12 protein-coding genes are annotated in these 16580 nt (G+C 41.6%); 10 read left to right on the top strand and 2 right to left on the bottom strand.

Annotated elements, in window-relative coordinates; genetic code table 11:
- Positions 1 to 9 precede the first annotated feature (9 nt).
- The 3 genes from MUO15_RS17360 (at position 10) to MUO15_RS17370 (ending at position 3357) form a co-directional block, all read left to right on the top strand.
- Complete coding sequence (locus tag MUO15_RS17360; RefSeq protein WP_245031292.1) at positions 10 to 1230, top strand: CaiB/BaiF CoA transferase family protein; 1221 nt, start codon at positions 10 to 12, stop codon at positions 1228 to 1230.
- A gap of 24 nt (positions 1231 to 1254) precedes the next feature.
- Complete coding sequence (locus tag MUO15_RS17365; protein ID WP_245031294.1) at positions 1255 to 2031, top strand: IclR family transcriptional regulator; 777 nt, start codon at positions 1255 to 1257, stop codon at positions 2029 to 2031.
- Between the two features lie 630 nt (positions 2032 to 2661).
- The gene (locus tag MUO15_RS17370; protein WP_245031296.1) at positions 2662 to 3357 is read left to right on the top strand and encodes a hypothetical protein; all 696 of its coding nucleotides are present in this window, start codon (positions 2662 to 2664) and stop codon (positions 3355 to 3357) included.
- A 136-nt stretch (positions 3358 to 3493) separates the two neighbouring features.
- On the opposite strand, the gene MUO15_RS17375 is transcribed toward MUO15_RS17370, so the two are convergent.
- Complete coding sequence (locus MUO15_RS17375; RefSeq protein WP_318036235.1) at positions 3494 to 4102, bottom strand: RraA family protein; 609 nt, start codon at positions 4100 to 4102, stop codon at positions 3494 to 3496.
- A 604-nt stretch (positions 4103 to 4706) separates the two neighbouring features.
- Here MUO15_RS17375 and MUO15_RS17380 point away from each other — a divergent pair.
- Positions 4707 to 5699, top strand: coding sequence for an N-acetylmuramoyl-L-alanine amidase family protein (locus MUO15_RS17380; RefSeq protein WP_245031298.1), 993 nt, complete (start codon positions 4707 to 4709; stop codon positions 5697 to 5699).
- A 179-nt stretch (positions 5700 to 5878) separates the two neighbouring features.
- Here the strand turns inward: MUO15_RS17380 and MUO15_RS17385 are convergent, their stop codons facing one another.
- Complete coding sequence (locus MUO15_RS17385) at positions 5879 to 7093, bottom strand: ROK family transcriptional regulator (RefSeq protein WP_245031299.1); 1215 nt, start codon at positions 7091 to 7093, stop codon at positions 5879 to 5881.
- Between the two features lie 327 nt (positions 7094 to 7420).
- Between MUO15_RS17385 and MUO15_RS17390 the strand changes: the two genes are divergently transcribed.
- From MUO15_RS17390 to MUO15_RS17415, 6 genes are read left to right on the top strand one after another with little or no spacing between them, the layout of a single operon-like run.
- The gene (locus MUO15_RS17390) at positions 7421 to 9007 is read left to right on the top strand and encodes a solute:sodium symporter family transporter (protein ID WP_245031300.1); all 1587 of its coding nucleotides are present in this window, start codon (positions 7421 to 7423) and stop codon (positions 9005 to 9007) included.
- Positions 9008 to 9033: 26 nt separating this feature from the next.
- Complete coding sequence (locus tag MUO15_RS17395) at positions 9034 to 10191, top strand: galactokinase (protein ID WP_245031301.1); 1158 nt, start codon at positions 9034 to 9036, stop codon at positions 10189 to 10191.
- Between the two features lie 16 nt (positions 10192 to 10207).
- Positions 10208 to 11197: a UDP-glucose 4-epimerase GalE gene (gene galE, locus MUO15_RS17400; protein WP_245031302.1), complete on the top strand. Its 990-nt coding sequence runs from the start codon at positions 10208 to 10210 to the stop codon at positions 11195 to 11197.
- Positions 11198 to 11217: 20 nt separating this feature from the next.
- Positions 11218 to 12738 carry a UDP-glucose--hexose-1-phosphate uridylyltransferase gene (gene galT, locus MUO15_RS17405; RefSeq protein ID WP_245031303.1) on the top strand — a complete coding sequence of 507 codons (1521 nt, stop codon included), beginning with the start codon at positions 11218 to 11220 and terminating at the stop codon, positions 12736 to 12738.
- 20 nt (positions 12739 to 12758) lie between these two features.
- A complete protein-coding gene (locus MUO15_RS17410; protein WP_245031304.1) occupies positions 12759 to 13697 on the top strand; it encodes an aldose epimerase family protein in 939 nt (312 codons plus the stop codon).
- A gap of 1 nt (position 13698) precedes the next feature.
- On the top strand, positions 13699 to 15651 hold the full coding sequence (locus tag MUO15_RS17415; protein ID WP_245031305.1) for a beta-galactosidase: 1953 nt from the start codon (positions 13699 to 13701) through the stop codon (positions 15649 to 15651).
- Positions 15652 to 16580 lie beyond the last annotated feature (929 nt).

Raw genomic sequence — 16580 nt, forward strand, 5'->3', positions numbered from 1 at the left:
GAGATGAACATGAACCAACCATTAAATGATATAAGAATTCTGGATTTGTCCAGGGTATATGCTGCACCTGCGGGATCAATGATTCTAGCAGATTTAGGGGCAGATGTTATCAGGGTTGAATCGTTAACAGGTTCAGATAGTATGAGGGAATGGGGACCTTTTGTAAACGGGGAGAGTACGTATTATTTTTCATCTAACCGTAATAAAAGATCCATTACACTAAATTTGAAAGAGGAAAAAGGGAAAGACATATTTCTGGATTTAGTAAAAAAAGCAGATGTCGTTCTAGAAAACTTTAAAACAGGGACGATGGAAAAGTTGGGGTTAGGCTATGAATACTTGAAGACGGTTAACGATCAGTTAATTATGTGTTCTGTTACAGGCTTTGGTCAGACGGGTCCTGATAAAGGCGCTCCTGGTTTCGATCCAGTGATTCAGGCAATAAGTGGTTTAATGGATGTTACCGGGGATGCTGAAGGAGAGCCTACTAAAGTTGGTGTGCCTATAGCAGATATTCTTACGTCTAATTATGTCGCGATTAGTATTTTGTCGGCCATTAGAATGAGAGACTTCAATAATCAGGGGCAGCATATTGATTTATCTTTACTTGATGTACAAATGAGCAGTCTGGCTAATGTATCGAGCAGCTATTTAAACGCTGGGAAAATCTCTAAGCGAGTGGGGAATAGTCACAATAATGTCGTACCTTATCAGGTTTTCAAATGTAAGGACGATCCGATTATGTTGTGTGCTGGAAACAATGGTCTGTACGTTAAATTATGTAAGTTATTAAACCATCCGGAGTGGGCTGAAGATCCAAGGTATTACACAAATAATAAGCGCTTAGAAAATGAAGAAGAGTTAGTTTCCATGATTCAACAAGTGATGAAAGAGAAAACGGCTGATGAATGGATGGAATTGCTCTCCCAAGCAAAAATCCCTGCTGGTAAAGTGAATACGATTGATCAAGCGTTTGATCACCCACAGGTTCAAGCCAGAGAAAGTGTAGAAGTGCTAACACATCCTATTGCTGGAGATATTAAAATGACAAAAAATCCAATGAGATTTTCAAACTTAAATATCTCAAGTAAATCTGCACCTCCCCTATTAGGAGAGCACACGGAAGAGTTATTAATGGAGGAATTGGGGTACAGTATAGAAGAACTTGAAGAATTAAGAGAGCAACATGTTATTTCCTATCCTGTTTTTGATAAAATAGTGGATGGATGATACTAAGCTAAATAGGTGATAAAAATGAATAAAGACAACTTCAAGAAGAATTACTCCATGCAGACTGTACATCGGGCCGTACAGATTTTGAGAGCTTTTTCGAGACACAATAAACGACTTACCTTAACTGAATTACATTCACTTACGGGGATTGGAAAATCAAGCCTCCAGCGGCTTCTTTCTACATTAACTATGGAAGGCCTGCTCCAAAAAAATGAGCAAGATAAACGTTATCAGCTTGGATTAGATTTTATCTTTTTTGCAGAGTTAGTAGAAAAAAGCTCAAGCCTCTTATCCATTGCCCAACCTGTGATGGAACGAATCTATTCCGAGACGACGGAAAGTGTTAGTTTAAGTGTCATTGAAAATAAGGAAAGAAAGTGTATTCACAACATTGAAAGTAAGCATGAGTTAAATGCGTTAACGTTTGTTGGTCAGACTTCCCCTTTATATGCGGGTGCTTCTGCAAAGGTTTTATTGGCACATTTTAATCAGGATGTATTAGAAAATTATTTAAACGATGTTTCCTTAGAGGGGATAACTGAACATACGATATCAACAAAAGAAGCCCTCATCGAGGATCTGACAAAAATAAGAGAAAATGGTTTTGCGACAAGTCATGGAGAGAGAGTAAAGGGAGCGGGCTCGATAAGTGCACCAATATTTGACCCTTTTTCAAATATTTTTGCAGCATTAACGACCATCATCCCTTCGGCGAGGGTAGACGATTATAACTTTGAGGAATTTACAGATAAAATAGTAAAGGGAGCAAAGGAAATTACGGATAAATTAAGAATGTAGGTGGTTCTTAGCATCTTAGGTAAAATCATGAAATTGTGAGGCCTTGTGAATAGATTCTTCACAGGGTTATTTTTTTTGCATGCTTTCGGGTGCAAAGAAGCCGAAGGAATATGTGCTGCTTTCTAGTATCCCCCATTAAAATTCATTAAAAAGATGTGAGGTCTGTCGCAGACAAGTTAAATGGCAGGTGGCAATCTGCATCTCTTTAAGACCCTAAAACCAGGGCGTGACGGCTGCCTGTTCCGTCCTCAAATAACTTGTCACTTTATCTTATGTATAATATACCAAATTAATTAAGTGAAGATTTTCGCACTCGACAAGAGAAAAAAGAATAGGGTTATTCATAATTTGCTTCTCTCATCTTCATCTAGGATAGTATTTCTTTGCTTCTTTCATTTCTAATCACTTGAGCATTAGCATCAGCTTTAATTGTTTTAAAGCTTTTTGCGTATTTTATTACCCAATAATAGGATGTTCTAAAAGGTGTAAAATATCAGATGGAAATGATCGGATGGATATTTAGATGCCCCCGGCTAAGAACCAGCCTCCTACAGTCAATAAGTGAAAATGTTTAATCTGGAGATTTTAGCAAATGATAAAATAAATAATTTTATGGAGGTACGCTAACTTATGGAACAAGAGGAAAAATTGAAAACCGCTGGTATTGCAATGGGGAGCGACTGGAAGGTCCAGACTGTTGGGGGCGCTGAAGAAACGACGGATACTGTTGTAGATAGGGATAAAGTTCAAGCCATTATTAATGATTGGAATGCGATGTCCAAGAAATCGGCTAATCTTACAATGGAACAGTACGGTCCTCCAAACGAGGCTATTTCAAGCAGACTAATCTGGTATAACAATGGACCGTGGAAACGGACGATTGTCTATCGTGATGAAATTCCACATGATTTTCCACAACCCCATACCGATGTGATTGAGAATTATATTAATTATTCAGTACCACCAGAAATGTTTAGTGAACTGGCGAAATTTGATGGAAGTGTCATCGTTGAACGGACAAGAGGGGAAGTCTCTTCCCGATGTGATATGGAAGCAGCCAATATTCTAGCTCTTAACCTAATGAATGATATTGTCACAGGTAAGTTAACTGTTGAAAAAGCTCGTGATACCTATTGTGAAGTGACCTCAGCATTTATGTTGAATAGACCGGCACCTTATGCGGAGAAACTGCAATTTGATGTCCCAAAAAGAGCAGAATATGATACGGACATCATTATGATTGCTGATGAAATGGCTGAGGAGATTATTGAAAATGTGAAAGATGCTGTTAACCCTGACAATAACCAAAATACAAATTATCATTAATCTCATTTCACGAAAACACGGCTTAAAATTCCGACTACACATTAAAACTAAGCTGGCTGTGATCTCAGCTCTTTTTTCTAAAAACCCCTCAGTCTATATGTAGTGACTGAGGGATTTTTTGGGTTACGTATGACTTTTAACCATCAGGAAATTCGCAGCCTTTTGCTTCCAGAATTTTATCTACCCATTTCCGATCAAGTGTTCCATCCTTAATGGATTGTAGAATCTGCTTCTCTTGCCTTTGTTGCTCCTGTGCAAGCTTGATCATGTCATTGGCACGCTGATAGGGAACAACTACGACACCATCTTCATCTCCAACGATAATATCTCCCGGATTGACGATTGTTCCATCCATTGTAATCGGTACGTTTATTTCACCTGGCCCATCTTTATAAGGACCATGGTGGGTAACACCCCGAGCATAAATCGGAAACGTTTCCTCTCGAATGACCGCAGAATCCCTGATCGCGCCATGAATCACAAACCCCGCAATTCCCTTTTTTTGAGCCATGCGCATCATAATTTCTCCAATGATGGCATGTGTCACTTCACCGCCCGCATCTACGACAATCACGTCTCCTGACTGTGCAAGGTCAATGGCTTTGTGAACCATTAAGTTGTCAGAAGGTCTGGTTTTGACTGTGATCGCACACCCAACCAGCTTTCCTTTTTTATGGTAAGGCCTTAAGTTAGCCCCGATACCACTTAGCCGGTGGGATGCTGATTGGGCAAGCGAACAAATGATTTGTCACATTACGAGTGTTCATAGGCATCTATTGATAATAAAAGATGAATAGCTGGCATGGGGATACAGTTGAACGGACTTGTTCGCATGTAAAGGCAGCCGGTGTTAAGTGACCTTTATGACTCCTATCCGCCATATTGAAAATAAGCAAAAAACAATCTCTTACTTTATATAGGTAGGGATTGTTTTTTTGCTTTTATTTAATTGTAGTGAGTATATGAAGGGGATTGGAAAGAGAGTAGGAACGAGATAGGGCCGATCCACCATAGAAGCGGCTTTTCGAACATCCTCACAATCCTATTGTTGATGATGTAGGTCGATAAGATGACAAGCAGCCATGGTTCATGGTGATAAGGGCTGTATCGTGCCAGGGGAGGAAGGAACCCATTCGTAGGTTAATATTTACAGTAAACCATTAATATTCCTTTATTTATGGTTTATTGGATTTATTTTTTATGATGAATATTGTAACCATTTGCAGAAGATTGCTACAATATTATGGCAAACATGGAAAGTAAATAATAGGTATAAAGGAGTGGATGGTCTGTTTAATCTTTTTAAGAAAAGTAGCTTCATACTTATGCTAGGTTGCTTCAGCCTTATCATGTCTCTATCTGTGCTGACTCCAACAGTTTCTGCAGAACAAGGGATTACATATCGAGTCGACGCTACTTCTTTAAATGTGCGCAGTGAACCCAATATTGGTGCGCCTATCATCGGCTCTCATGATGACGACACCTTGGTTACGGTTTACGAGAATCGGTTTGGCTGGGCAAGAATCAATCACAATGGTGTAAGCGGGTGGGTAGCCGCTTACTATTTGCTTGAGACGGACTCAGCCTCTCCCCAAGGTCAACAAATGACAGTAGCAGTAGATGCTGCCCATATACGGACAGGACCTGGAACGGGCTATGATAGTCTTGGGTTAGCCTATCGTGGTGACTTTTTTCCAATGATAGAAAAGACCAATGGGTGGGTACACGTGAGATTGTCGGATGGAAGTACAGGGTGGATAGCAGGTTGGCTCGGGACCAATCATTCCACTCCACCAAGCGGATCTTCTGCCTTAGAAGGGATTACCATTGTGCTTGATGCAGGACACGGAGGATATGACCCAGGTGCTATAGGATATTTCGGAGAGTATGAAAAGAACCTAACCTTACCAACGGCTCACACCATCTCTGATCAACTGCAGCAGGCGGGAGCCACGGTCGTTATGACTAGATCAGGCGATCAGTATTTACCCCTTGAGCAAAGGGTAAACATTAGCCATGCTTCTAACACAGATGCCTTTATTAGTGTTCACTATAACTCCAGCCTTTACACGAGTGCTCAAGGCATAAGCACTTATTATTATTCGAATGCTGACAGAGGGCTTGCTGATCAAATTCAAGGTCAGCTTATAGCTCACACCAACCTTCAAAATGATGGGGTGCAGGTAGGAGATTACCATGTGTTAAGAGAAAACAATGATGCGGCAGTCCTTGTTGAACTTGGGTTTCTATCAAATCCGATAGAAGTTGAGAGATTAAAAACTAGCAGCTATCAATCTAGTGTGGCTGAAGCCATCACACAAGGTCTGATTGATTATTTTTAGGAAAGTGTAACATCAGCTACCTGACCTCGTTGCGTTAAAGCGATCAGGGTTTTACTGGTTTGATTTTTATGTTAAAAGAAAAAGAACCGATAGCTGAGAGTAATATGCTCAGTTATCGGTTCTTTTAATGAATCTTGGAGACATCCTCTGCAAGACTTTTTGTTTCCATAGGAGTTTCTTTAATGCTGAGAAAAAAATTCTTCTAAAATCAAGACACACGCACCATAGGCTGAAGCATTTTCTCCAAGACTTGATAATACAATGGAGGTCTCTCTGGCTTCTTTCGTCAATCCTCTTGACTGAATGGTTTCTTTTAGACCTTCCATCAAAAAGTTTTTTGCGTTAGCAACGCCGCCGCCGATAATGATTCGTTTCGGGTTCAATGTGTGCATGAGGTTGACGAGACCTATTCCGAGAAACCTTCCCGTTTGATTTAATAATTCAACACTGAAATCATCTCCATCACAAGCAGCTTGATAAACCGTCTCTCCGTCTATCTTCTCGATATCATTCTCTACGAAGTCTAGAATACGTGAGGTTTTGCCAGTTTTTAAATGCTTTTTTGCTCGTGCTGCAATTGCTGGACCTCCAGCTAACGTCTGCAGACAACCATAATTTCCACAGGTACACTTAGGCCCTGACAGGTCGATGGTGACATGGCCGATTTCCCCGGCAATGTTGTTTTCGCCATGAAAAAGTTTTCCATTGATCATTATCCCTGCACCGATACCGTGGCCGACGTTGATCCCCACAATGTTATCCGTATCTTTTCCATTTCCAAACCATGATTCACCAAGGGTCATGGTGCGGGCATCATTTTCTACTTTGACAATCATCCTGAATTCACTTTCCAACTCTTGCTTAATGGGAATATTGTGAAGGTCGAAGGAAGGGGCGAAAAGTGAGATTCCCTTTTCTATATCAACAATACCATGCATACCTACACCAATGCCTAAAAATTTTTCCGTATCATTCTTGTCTGATTGTAACAATGAGTAGATACCTGTCTTCATTGTAGCAAGAAGGTCTTCCTCAGTCGGATATTCTTTAATCTGTAGTACGGTTGAATCTTTTAATTCACCAAACAAGTTTGTAACTATGAACTTCATCTTGTATCGTCCTACGTCAATGCCGATGATGTAAAAGTGTTCGGCATTAATGGCTAGCAAAGTAGGCTTCCTTCCGCCTTGTGAAGCACCTTGTGTGGTCTCGATAACGAATTGGCTGGTAATTAATTCTTTAACGATATTACTGACGGTGGGAGGGGTGAGTCTTGTTTGTTTTGCGATCTCTGCCCGAGAAATAGGGCCATCTTTCCGGATCATATTCAGGATGATGGATCGATTGATCGACTTCATTAATTGAAAACTTCCCCTATTGTACTTCGAAGACATAATTCTTCCTCCCACAATTGTAATTACATTCATCATAACATAGGACTAAAACTAAGGAAAATTAATTAACAAAGTAAACGTATTGGTTTACGCGTACCCTTTTTTTATAAAAGTAGAATGTAATTATTTTCAAGGAATAAAATAGCGTAATAACAACTAGAAATGGTCAAAAATGTGCTGTTAGGAAAGATGGGGAGGAGAGCTTGAAACCTAATAAAGGGTTTTCATTTTTCTGGTTCTTGTGATAAATTGTATGTTAGTTAATTAATTAATTTTATTAACTATATTGCAAACGCATTCAAACCAACTGTGCAAGGAGAGACAACTATGAATCTATTTACGATTGTATCTTTTCTATTTTTTACAGGATTAGTAGCACTTATCTCATACCTCCTAACTCGTAGGGAGAACTTAGACACCCAGGATGGTTATTTCCTAGGCGGAAGAAGTTTAGGGGCCTGGACGATTGCTGGTTCCTTAATGCTTACTAATTTATCTACGGAACAATTGATTGGATTAAATGCGCAAGGGTACTCCGATACCCTTGCTGTTATGGGGTGGGAGGTCGGTTCTGCTATTGCATTAGTAGTTGTTGCCTTATTTCTTTTACCTCGATATTTGAAGGGCGGCATTACTACGATTCCTGATTTCTTAGAAGATCGTTATGACTTTGGAACAAAACAAATTGTCACCATTCTCTTCTTGTTTGGTTATATTTTTAATTTGCTTCCCCCGATTCTCTATTCCGGAGCGGTCGCTATTAATGGTTTATTCGGTATTCCAGAAGCACTAGGTGTAAGCCGTATGACAGGTTTATTTATTACGGTATTTGCGATCGGTGTTGTCGGTTCCATTTATGCTATTTTTGGTGGATTAAAGGCCGTTGCCGTATCTGATTCAATCAATGGAGTGGGTCTTCTGATCGGGGGATTGATGATCCCGATTATCGGGTTGTTCGTCTTAGGGGATGGTTCGATTACAAATGGATTGAGTACGGTCATCCAAGAATCTCCAGAAAAGTTGAATTCAGTCGGCGGTTCCGAAAGCCCAGTACCATTTGGAACCATGTTTACGGGGATGCTGTTAGTCAATCTATTTTACTGGGGCACCGCGCAGCATATTATGCAGCGGGCGATTGCAGCAAAAAATCTGAAGGAAGGCCAAAAAGGGGTATTGATAGCTGCTTTTTTGAAACTCTTAGGACCAGTATTCCTGATTCTGCCGGGAATCATTGCTTTCAACATGTTCGGTCCTGGCTTGGAGCCGACGAATGCTTATCCCAGACTTGTTAAAGAAGTATTGCCGACACCTTTGGTAGGTTTCTTTGCTGCTGTACTGTTCGGTGCGATCTTATCCTCATTTAATTCAGCTTTGAACTCATCCGTTACGTTGATTGCACTCAATATTTATAAGCCATATTTCAAGCCTGATGCACCTGATCGTGAGGTTGTTCGTAAAGGGAAATATATTGGTATTGTACTCGCTTTGTTCGCGATGTGTATCGCACCACTGATTGATCTGGTGCCTCAAGGTTTCTTCCAATACTTACAAATCGTTAATGGTTTTTATAATGTGCCGATCTTCACAATTCTCATTGTTGGGTATCTAACTAAACGTGTTCCAGCTATTGCGGCGAAAATCTCGCTGTTTGTATTTATTTCGATTTATGCCGTCACCCAGCTGATTTGGGACACAGGTATCCATTTCCTTCATATATTAGCGATTCTTTTCGTAGTATGTTCAGGGTTAATGCTGCTTATCGGCAAACTTCGCCCTCGTGAAAAGGATTTCATTTTAGAAGAAAAGTCAAAGGTCGATATGACCCCGTGGAGACTTGTTTTCCCTGTCGGAGTGGCTGTTACATTGGCGATGATCATTATCTATACGTTGTTATCTCCAATAGGTATTATATAAATCTATTATAAGGTTAAGGTGAAAAGATGGAACAACTGGAAAAGGAATTTATTAATCAGTTCGGTGGTTATGGAGAACTTGTATCGTTTTTTGCCCCAGGACGTGTCAACCTGATTGGGGAGCATACCGATTATAATGGAGGCCACGTTTTCCCGTGTGCGCTCAGTGTCGGGACATATGTTATCGCCCGAAAACGACAGGATGATAAGGTGCGATTGCATTCTATGAATTTTAGTGAGTTAGGAATGATAGAAACCAAAGTAGACGAACTGACCTATGAACAGCCCCATGACTGGGCGAACTATCCGAAAGGTGTGGCGGCTGTATTTCAGCAAGCTGGTTACAAGATTGCCACTGGCTTCGATGCCGCTTTTTATGGGAACATTCCAAACGGGGCAGGTTTATCCTCGTCTGCCTCCGTTGAAATGGTTACGGCTGTTATGCTGAAGGAGCTATTTCAGCTTAAAATCGACAGGATTGAAATGGTGAAGCTAGCTCAAAAAGCGGAGAACGAATTTGTCGGTGTCAATTGCGGAATCATGGACCAATTCGCTATTGGAATGGGGAAGCAAGATCATGCGATTCTATTAAACTGTGATACATTGGATTATCAACACACTCCGATTTCCTTAACGAACGAGCAGCTGATTATAGCCAATACTAATAAACGAAGAGGTCTATCTGATTCCAAATATAATGAGAGAAGGCAGCAGTGTGAAACAGCCTTAAGTGATCTGCAAATCATGCTCGATATCGGCAAACTCGGTGAATTGACAAGGGGAGAGTTTGAGGCTAATAAAGGTTTGATTCATGATGCGCTTGCGCAAAAACGCGCGAAGCATGCCGTCTACGAAAATCTCCGTACAATCGATGCGGTCGAAAAATTAAAAGCAGGAGATGTTGAAGGTTTTGGTAAGTTAATGAATGAATCCCATATTTCATTAAGGGATGATTATGAAGTGACTGGAAAGGAACTGGATGCTTTAGTCGAGGCAGCATGGGAAGAAGGAGCCATTGGATCGAGAATGACAGGGGCTGGTTTTGGGGGCTGTACGATTAGTATTGTTCCAATCGAGATCACTACCCGTTTTATCGATCGCGTCGGCCAAAAGTACACAGAAGCTACTGGTTTAGAAGCAGATTTTTATATAGTCGATATTGGAGATGGAGCAAAAAAACTATAACAGGAGGGTACACAATATGGCGGTATTAGTATGTGGGGGAGCTGGGTATATTGGAAGCCATGCCGTAGCTCAATTGTTGGATCGTAACGAAGACGTCGTGGTGGTGGATAATCTGCAAAAAGGCCATAGGGAAGCTGTAGTCGAAGGAGCTGCCTTTTACCAAGGCGATCTTCGTGATGATGCGTTTTTAAACGAAGTCTTTGAATCTAATGACATCGATTCGGTGATTCACTTTGCGGCAGATTCACAAGTAGGGGAAAGTGTCGGGGATCCATTGAAATATTACGATAACAATGTGTACGGAGCTGTATGTTTATTGAGGGTTATGGCTGCCCATCAGGTGAAGAAGATTGTTTTTTCATCCACTGCCGCAGCCTATGGGGAAGTGGAACAGGTACCGATTCAGGAAACCGATCCAACTGTGCCGACGAATCCATATGGAGAGACGAAGCTTGCGATTGAGAACATGCTGAAATGGGCAGAGCAGGCCCACGACATCCAATCTGTAGTCTTACGTTATTTTAATGTGGCCGGAGTGGATCCGGAAGGGCGGATTGGCGAAGACCATGATCCGGAAACTCATTTAATTCCAATCATCCTGCAAGTAGCCTTAGGAAAACGGGAGAAAATCCTCATCTTCGGTGATGATTATCCTACCAAGGACGGGACTTGTATCCGTGATTATATCCATGTAACTGATTTGGTCGATGCCCATTTATTGGCCATTAAAAAATTGAGAAGTCAAAGCGGCAGTGCCACTTATAATCTCGGGAATGGCCAGGGCTTTACAGTGAAAGAAGTAGTCGATGCAGCAAGAAGGGTAACAGGCCACGACATTCCGGCAGAAATATCCCCCAGGCGGCCAGGCGATCCAGCACAACTCGTTGCCTCTTCCGAAAAAGCGATGAATGAACTAGGCTGGACACCACAACATTCGGACTTAGATAACATGATTCAAACGGCTTGGGATTGGTTTCAAGAACATCCCGGCGGTTACGATAACTAATTAAAGTGAGGTGAATGATCATGATCGTCAACATTCATAAAGAGATTGATCGTTTGATCTATTATGGTTTGCATAAAAAAATGATTTCTGTGTGGGACGTCGATTATGTTCGAAATGCTTTGTTAGAACTCTTTCAATTAGAAGACTATCAGCCGGCAGAAGTGCCAAAGGAGCGGCTTGAGACGCCGATTGACATCCTAGAAAACATGCTTGATTATGCAGTCGAGAATCAGCTGATCCCTGATGATACCGTCACACAAAGAGATTTATTTAATCCGAAAATCATGAATAAGCTGATCCCACGTCCCAACGAAGTCATTCAAACCTTTTACCATCACTATCAAACGGAGGGGCCGGTGGCAGCAACAAATTATTTTTATGAACTAGCTAAATCCTCCCATTATATCCGGACAGATCGTGTGGCCAAGAATGTTCATTGGTACAGTCCGACTTCTTATGGCGATCTGGAAATCACGATCAATCTTTCAAAGCCAGAGAAGGACCCGAAAGCGATTGAAGCAGCCAAAGCCAAGGCGCCTGTTTCTTATCCGAAATGCTTGCTATGTAAAGAAAACGTTGGATACGCAGGAAGACTGGATCATCCAGCACGTCAAAACCATCGCATCATCCCAATGGAGCTGCAAGAGGAGAGGTGGTTTTTACAATACTCCCCTTATGTTTATTACAATGAGCACGCGATCGTCTTTTCTCGTGAGCATCGGCCCATGGAAATTTCACGGGCAGGCTTTGAACGTTTACTCCATTTTGTTGAGCAACTGCCTCATTACTTTGTCGGATCGAATGCGGATTTACCAATTGTGGGGGGATCGATTCTAAGTCATGATCACTTTCAGGCCGGCCATCACGATTTTCCTATGGCGAAAGCGCCAATGGATGAAACGTTCAGCGTAAGTGATGAGCCTGACATCACTGTCGGCATCGTAAAGTGGCCGATGTCCGTAATCCGGCTTCAAGGAAATAACCGTGAGAAATTGGCAAGTCTGGGTGATCGAATTTTGCAGACGTGGAAAGGCTACAGTGATGAACGTGTGGGCATTTTTGCAGAAACAGAGGGGACGCCGCACAATACGATCACGCCGATTGCTCGCATGAGGGATGGACTATTTGAGCTTGACCTCGTATTGAGAAATAATCGTACGAATGAGAAGTATCCTATGGGCATCTTCCATCCTCATCAGGAAGTCCACCATATCAAGAAGGAAAACATCGGTTTGATCGAAGTAATGGGGCTTGCTGTATTGCCAGGACGACTTGTAGAAGAAATGGATGTGCTAAGTGAGTACATGCTTCAAGATGAATTGGATACAAAAGGAGTAGAAGATGAGCGTACAGCTAAACATGTTGATTGGGCCAAGCAAATCAGTGCCCGTCATGAACAGTTGAACAAACAAAATATAAAGCAGCTATTACAAGAGGAAATCGGAAGAACGTTCTCAACGGTGTTAGAACATGCCGGCGTATTCAAACGAACGACAGAAGGACAGGAAGGGTTCCGGCGCTTTCTAAGTGAGATAGTTTAATTTGCGCTGTAGGAGAGGTCATGATGATCAAGTATTCGATGTTCAAAGGGATAGATTCGATTATTTTAGAAAATAATCACCTTCGATGCACGATCCTGCCTGCTTATGGGGGTAAAATGGCAAGTTTATTTGATAAAAAGGCAGGATATGAATGGCTGTACCAAACAGAAGCCGACAAGATGACCATTCCTGTCTACGGACAAGACTTTTCCATGTTTGATTCCAGTGGGTTTGATGAAATGTTCCCTGGGATAGATGAAGGACCGCATCCACATGACTTTTTGCGTATCCCTGATCACGGGGAAGTATGGGCGATGCCCTGGCAAGTGACGGAACGTTCATACGGACTGGATTTAGAAGTGTCCAGTCCAGTTTTTCCTTATTCTTTAACAAAACAAGTGAATCTGAAGGAAGACCGTGTTGAACTAACCTACCAAGCGATCAACACATCTAATCAACCGTTCCCTTTTATTTGGGCGGCTCATTCCCTGCTGAACATGAATCAGGCGACAACCATACGCGTGCCATCGGATCTGAGTGAAGTGATTAATGTTGAACAAGCATCTGATCATCTTGGAGAGTGGGGAACCCTCCACTATTATCCAATCACCCAATCCATGCGAACAGGTGACTCGATCGATTTATCGAAAATGGAGGCCGAAGAAGCGAACAACATAGAGAAGTTTTATTTTACAAAACGGGTCAGCCAAGGATGGTGTCAGGCTGTTCAGAATGATATCGGAAGGACATTAACTTATACGTTTCCTCCTGATAAAGTGCCGTATTTAGGAATTTGGAAGACGCAGGGCGGCTATCGTGGCGATTATAACTTTGCTTTAGAGCCTTGTACGGGGATGTATGATGATGTATATGTTGCAAATAAGATCAACAAAGTATCAAAAATCCCTCCACGAGGCTCGTACTCATGGGATTTAACAATGAAGTTAGGAGGGGTGTAAGATGCCATATCTTGGAGTAGATTATTATCCGGAACACTGGCCAAAGGAAATGATGACAGAAGATATTCAAGGAATCAAAGAGATGGGGGCTAACATCGTACGGATCGGAGAGTTTGCCTGGCACCTGATGGAAAGGAAAGACGGAGAATTTAATTTTTCTTATTTTGATACGGTAATTGACTCATTGAAGGACAATGGATTGAATGTGATGTTCGGTACGCCGACCGCAACTTTTCCGGCTTGGCTGGTGAATAAGGATCCTTCCATCTTATCTGAAGATGAATATGGCCATAAGCGGATGTTTGGCGGTCGCCGCCAATACTGTTTTAATTCAGATCTCTATAGAGAATATAGCGCCCGCATCACGAAGGAATTAGTCAAACACTATCAAAATGAACAAGCAATTATTGTATGGCAAATTGATAATGAGTTCGGCCATGAAGGAAGTGACCAGTGCTATTGTAACCAGTGTCATGAAAAGTTCCAGGATTTCCTGGCTGAGAAATACTACAACATTGAACATTTAAACGAACGCTGGGGAACGATCTTTTGGGGGCAGACGTACAACCAGTTCAGTGAAATTCCAGTTCCCAAACCAACCATCACCACACATAATCCCGGGTTAAAACTGGATTGGGCAAGGTTCCGTTCAGCTTCCCTTAATAGCTTCGCCCATGAAATGACGAAGATCGTAAAACAGTATAAAGGAACCCATCAACAAGTGACCACGAACGTTGCCGGAGGATTTTTCAACAAATGGTTTGATCACGAGGAAAATCTTCTCCCAATGGACTTTGTTTCCTACGACAATTATCCAGTGTGGGGTGGACTGGAGGAACCGATTCCGCCGGCCGAGATTGCGATGACGCTTGATTTTAACCGGGGATTATTAGATCAAAACTTTTGGATCGTCGAGGAATTGATGGGGGCTCAGGGACACGATGTGATTGGTTACCTGCCGCGTCCGAACCAAGCTAAAATGTGGTCTTACCAGGCATTTGCCCACGGCTGCAACCATATGCTCTATTTCCGTTGGCGAGGAATGACAAGGGGAGCGGAGCAGTTTTGCTATGGGGTCATCGATCATGATAGTCAGTATGGGAGGAAGTATAGAGAGGTTCAATCGTTATTCCACGATATTTCCTCGTATGAAGATGTACTTGAATCACCGATCAAGTCCGAAGTTGCTGTCCTCTATGATTACGATAATATTTGGTCCTGGCGTGCACAGACTCAGAGTAAAGATTTCGATTTTAAAGAAGAACTAATGCGTCTGTATAGGCCGTTTTATTCCTTGAATACCCAGATAGATGTTATTCCTTCTGACAGAGACCTTTCCACATATAAAGTTGTCCTTGTCCCCGTTATGCAAATCATCGATCAAAGATTGGCAGATCAGTTAGCTGCCTTTGCGGAAGAGGGGGGGACTGTAGTCTTCTCGTTTCGAGCGGGGTTAAAGAATAAAGATAACAATATTTATTTCAAAGAGCCACTCCCAGGCCCGATCCGTTCGTTAACAGGGATAAGGGTCGAAGAAGTTGAATCACTAACAAAAGAAAGAACGGCACCAATCGAAGGAAAAGGCGATTATAATGGAGAAACTTCGTATGTAGCGATTTGGAGAGATTTAATTGTTGCTGAAACGGCAGAGGTTCTTTTTCGATATCAGGACGCACTCTATGGACAATACGCTGCCGTAACTCGAAATTCGTATGGAAAAGGGAATGTCTATTACATCGGCGGAGGACTTGGGGGAAACGCGATAGATAGGATGGCGTTGGAAATTGTAGGGGCAAACGGTCTTTCTTTTGTTGAATCTGATGAAGATGTCGAAGTCTATCGCCGTCATACAGATGGAGAAACCTTTACTTTTATCATGAATCATAGTGATCAAATGAAAACCTTTAAAGAGATTTCCCTTCAACCTTTTGAAAGTCGAATTATTGAACAATGACTGTTGTTTCTGTACGTTTGAGATAACCTAACCTATTAAAGGGCTCATCTTCCAGAAGGGGTAAGTAATCAAAAAATACCATAACCGAGAGGCCCGGTTGTCCTTTCACGCTACGGATACACATGGGTCAAGAAAGATGAGGGGAATTAGCCTATAATTGTTGTGGATCATGATTCTTTTAAAAGAATCATGATCTGCTGAACATAGACTAGATTGAGGGATTTTGGTGTTTATCTTGAACATGGGTCGATATAGACGTAATAATTAGAAAAATGCAGAGACAAACAGAGATAAGTCCTAGGTAATTTTTACATATTTTTGTAATAATCTGAAATCTTGATGCAATCTATGTTATATTGACAGTGCACGTCCTATCCACAGAATGAGTAATTCTCTCATAGTGAGGTGATTACTGTGACTCCGTTTGAAACGATAAGCATTATGTTGAGCTTTGGTATGCTGATAGCGTTTCTACAACAAAAGGGTCGGTAATAATGTTTGCTCAAGCTCATTCTGTTTTCAACCAAGGTGCCCCAACACCTTGGTTTTTTCTTGTTCAGGATATTATCTAATGATGTATGTTGAAACTTTGCTGTTGCTTTCTGTCATGGAGCTGGGTTCGATGCCCTTGCCCTTTTACTTATTGTCCTATGATTCATTACGATAGTTAAACAAAAGACAACAAATCATATTATACCGCTTTTTTGAAAAGATGGGATGGTTTCGTCAAATAAAGTCATTACCTTACAAAAAGTGATAATATATTCCTTCATGATGGGGAGCATTTTATCGATTTATAAGTGTTCGTTGCAAGAGAAGCGCCATGTTGAGCTCATCAAAGTCGAATCAACAGCAAAACCAACAATCTTCTGTTGATGATAACTTGATGTGTTTGCATCCAGTAGGAGACTAATGAAAAGTCACCTCTA

This window comes from Halobacillus amylolyticus, from assembly GCF_022921115.1.
GTDB classification, from domain to species: Bacteria; Bacillota; Bacilli; order Bacillales; family Halobacillaceae; genus Halobacillus_A; species Halobacillus_A amylolyticus.

Excerpts from the sequence above, each read along its gene's own strand:
- galE (WP_245031302.1), top strand. The coding sequence starts at position 10,208 with ATGGCGGTATTAGTATGTGGGGGAGCTGGGTATATTGGAAGCCATGCC.
- MUO15_RS17365 (WP_245031294.1), top strand. The coding sequence starts at position 1,255 with ATGAATAAAGACAACTTCAAGAAGAATTACTCCATGCAGACTGTACAT.
- MUO15_RS17360 (WP_245031292.1), top strand. The coding sequence starts at position 10 with ATGAACCAACCATTAAATGATATAAGAATTCTGGATTTGTCCAGGGTA.
- MUO15_RS17395 (WP_245031301.1), top strand. The coding sequence starts at position 9,034 with ATGGAACAACTGGAAAAGGAATTTATTAATCAGTTCGGTGGTTATGGA.
- galT (WP_245031303.1), top strand. The coding sequence starts at position 11,218 with ATGATCGTCAACATTCATAAAGAGATTGATCGTTTGATCTATTATGGT.
- MUO15_RS17390 (WP_245031300.1), top strand. The coding sequence starts at position 7,421 with ATGAATCTATTTACGATTGTATCTTTTCTATTTTTTACAGGATTAGTA.
- MUO15_RS17415 (WP_245031305.1), top strand. The coding sequence starts at position 13,699 with ATGCCATATCTTGGAGTAGATTATTATCCGGAACACTGGCCAAAGGAA.
- MUO15_RS17380 (WP_245031298.1), top strand. The coding sequence starts at position 4,707 with ATGTCTCTATCTGTGCTGACTCCAACAGTTTCTGCAGAACAAGGGATT.
- MUO15_RS17410 (WP_245031304.1), top strand. The coding sequence starts at position 12,759 with ATGATGATCAAGTATTCGATGTTCAAAGGGATAGATTCGATTATTTTA.
- MUO15_RS17370 (WP_245031296.1), top strand. The coding sequence starts at position 2,662 with ATGGAACAAGAGGAAAAATTGAAAACCGCTGGTATTGCAATGGGGAGC.
- MUO15_RS17385 (WP_245031299.1), bottom strand. The coding sequence starts at position 7,093 with ATGTCTTCGAAGTACAATAGGGGAAGTTTTCAATTAATGAAGTCGATC.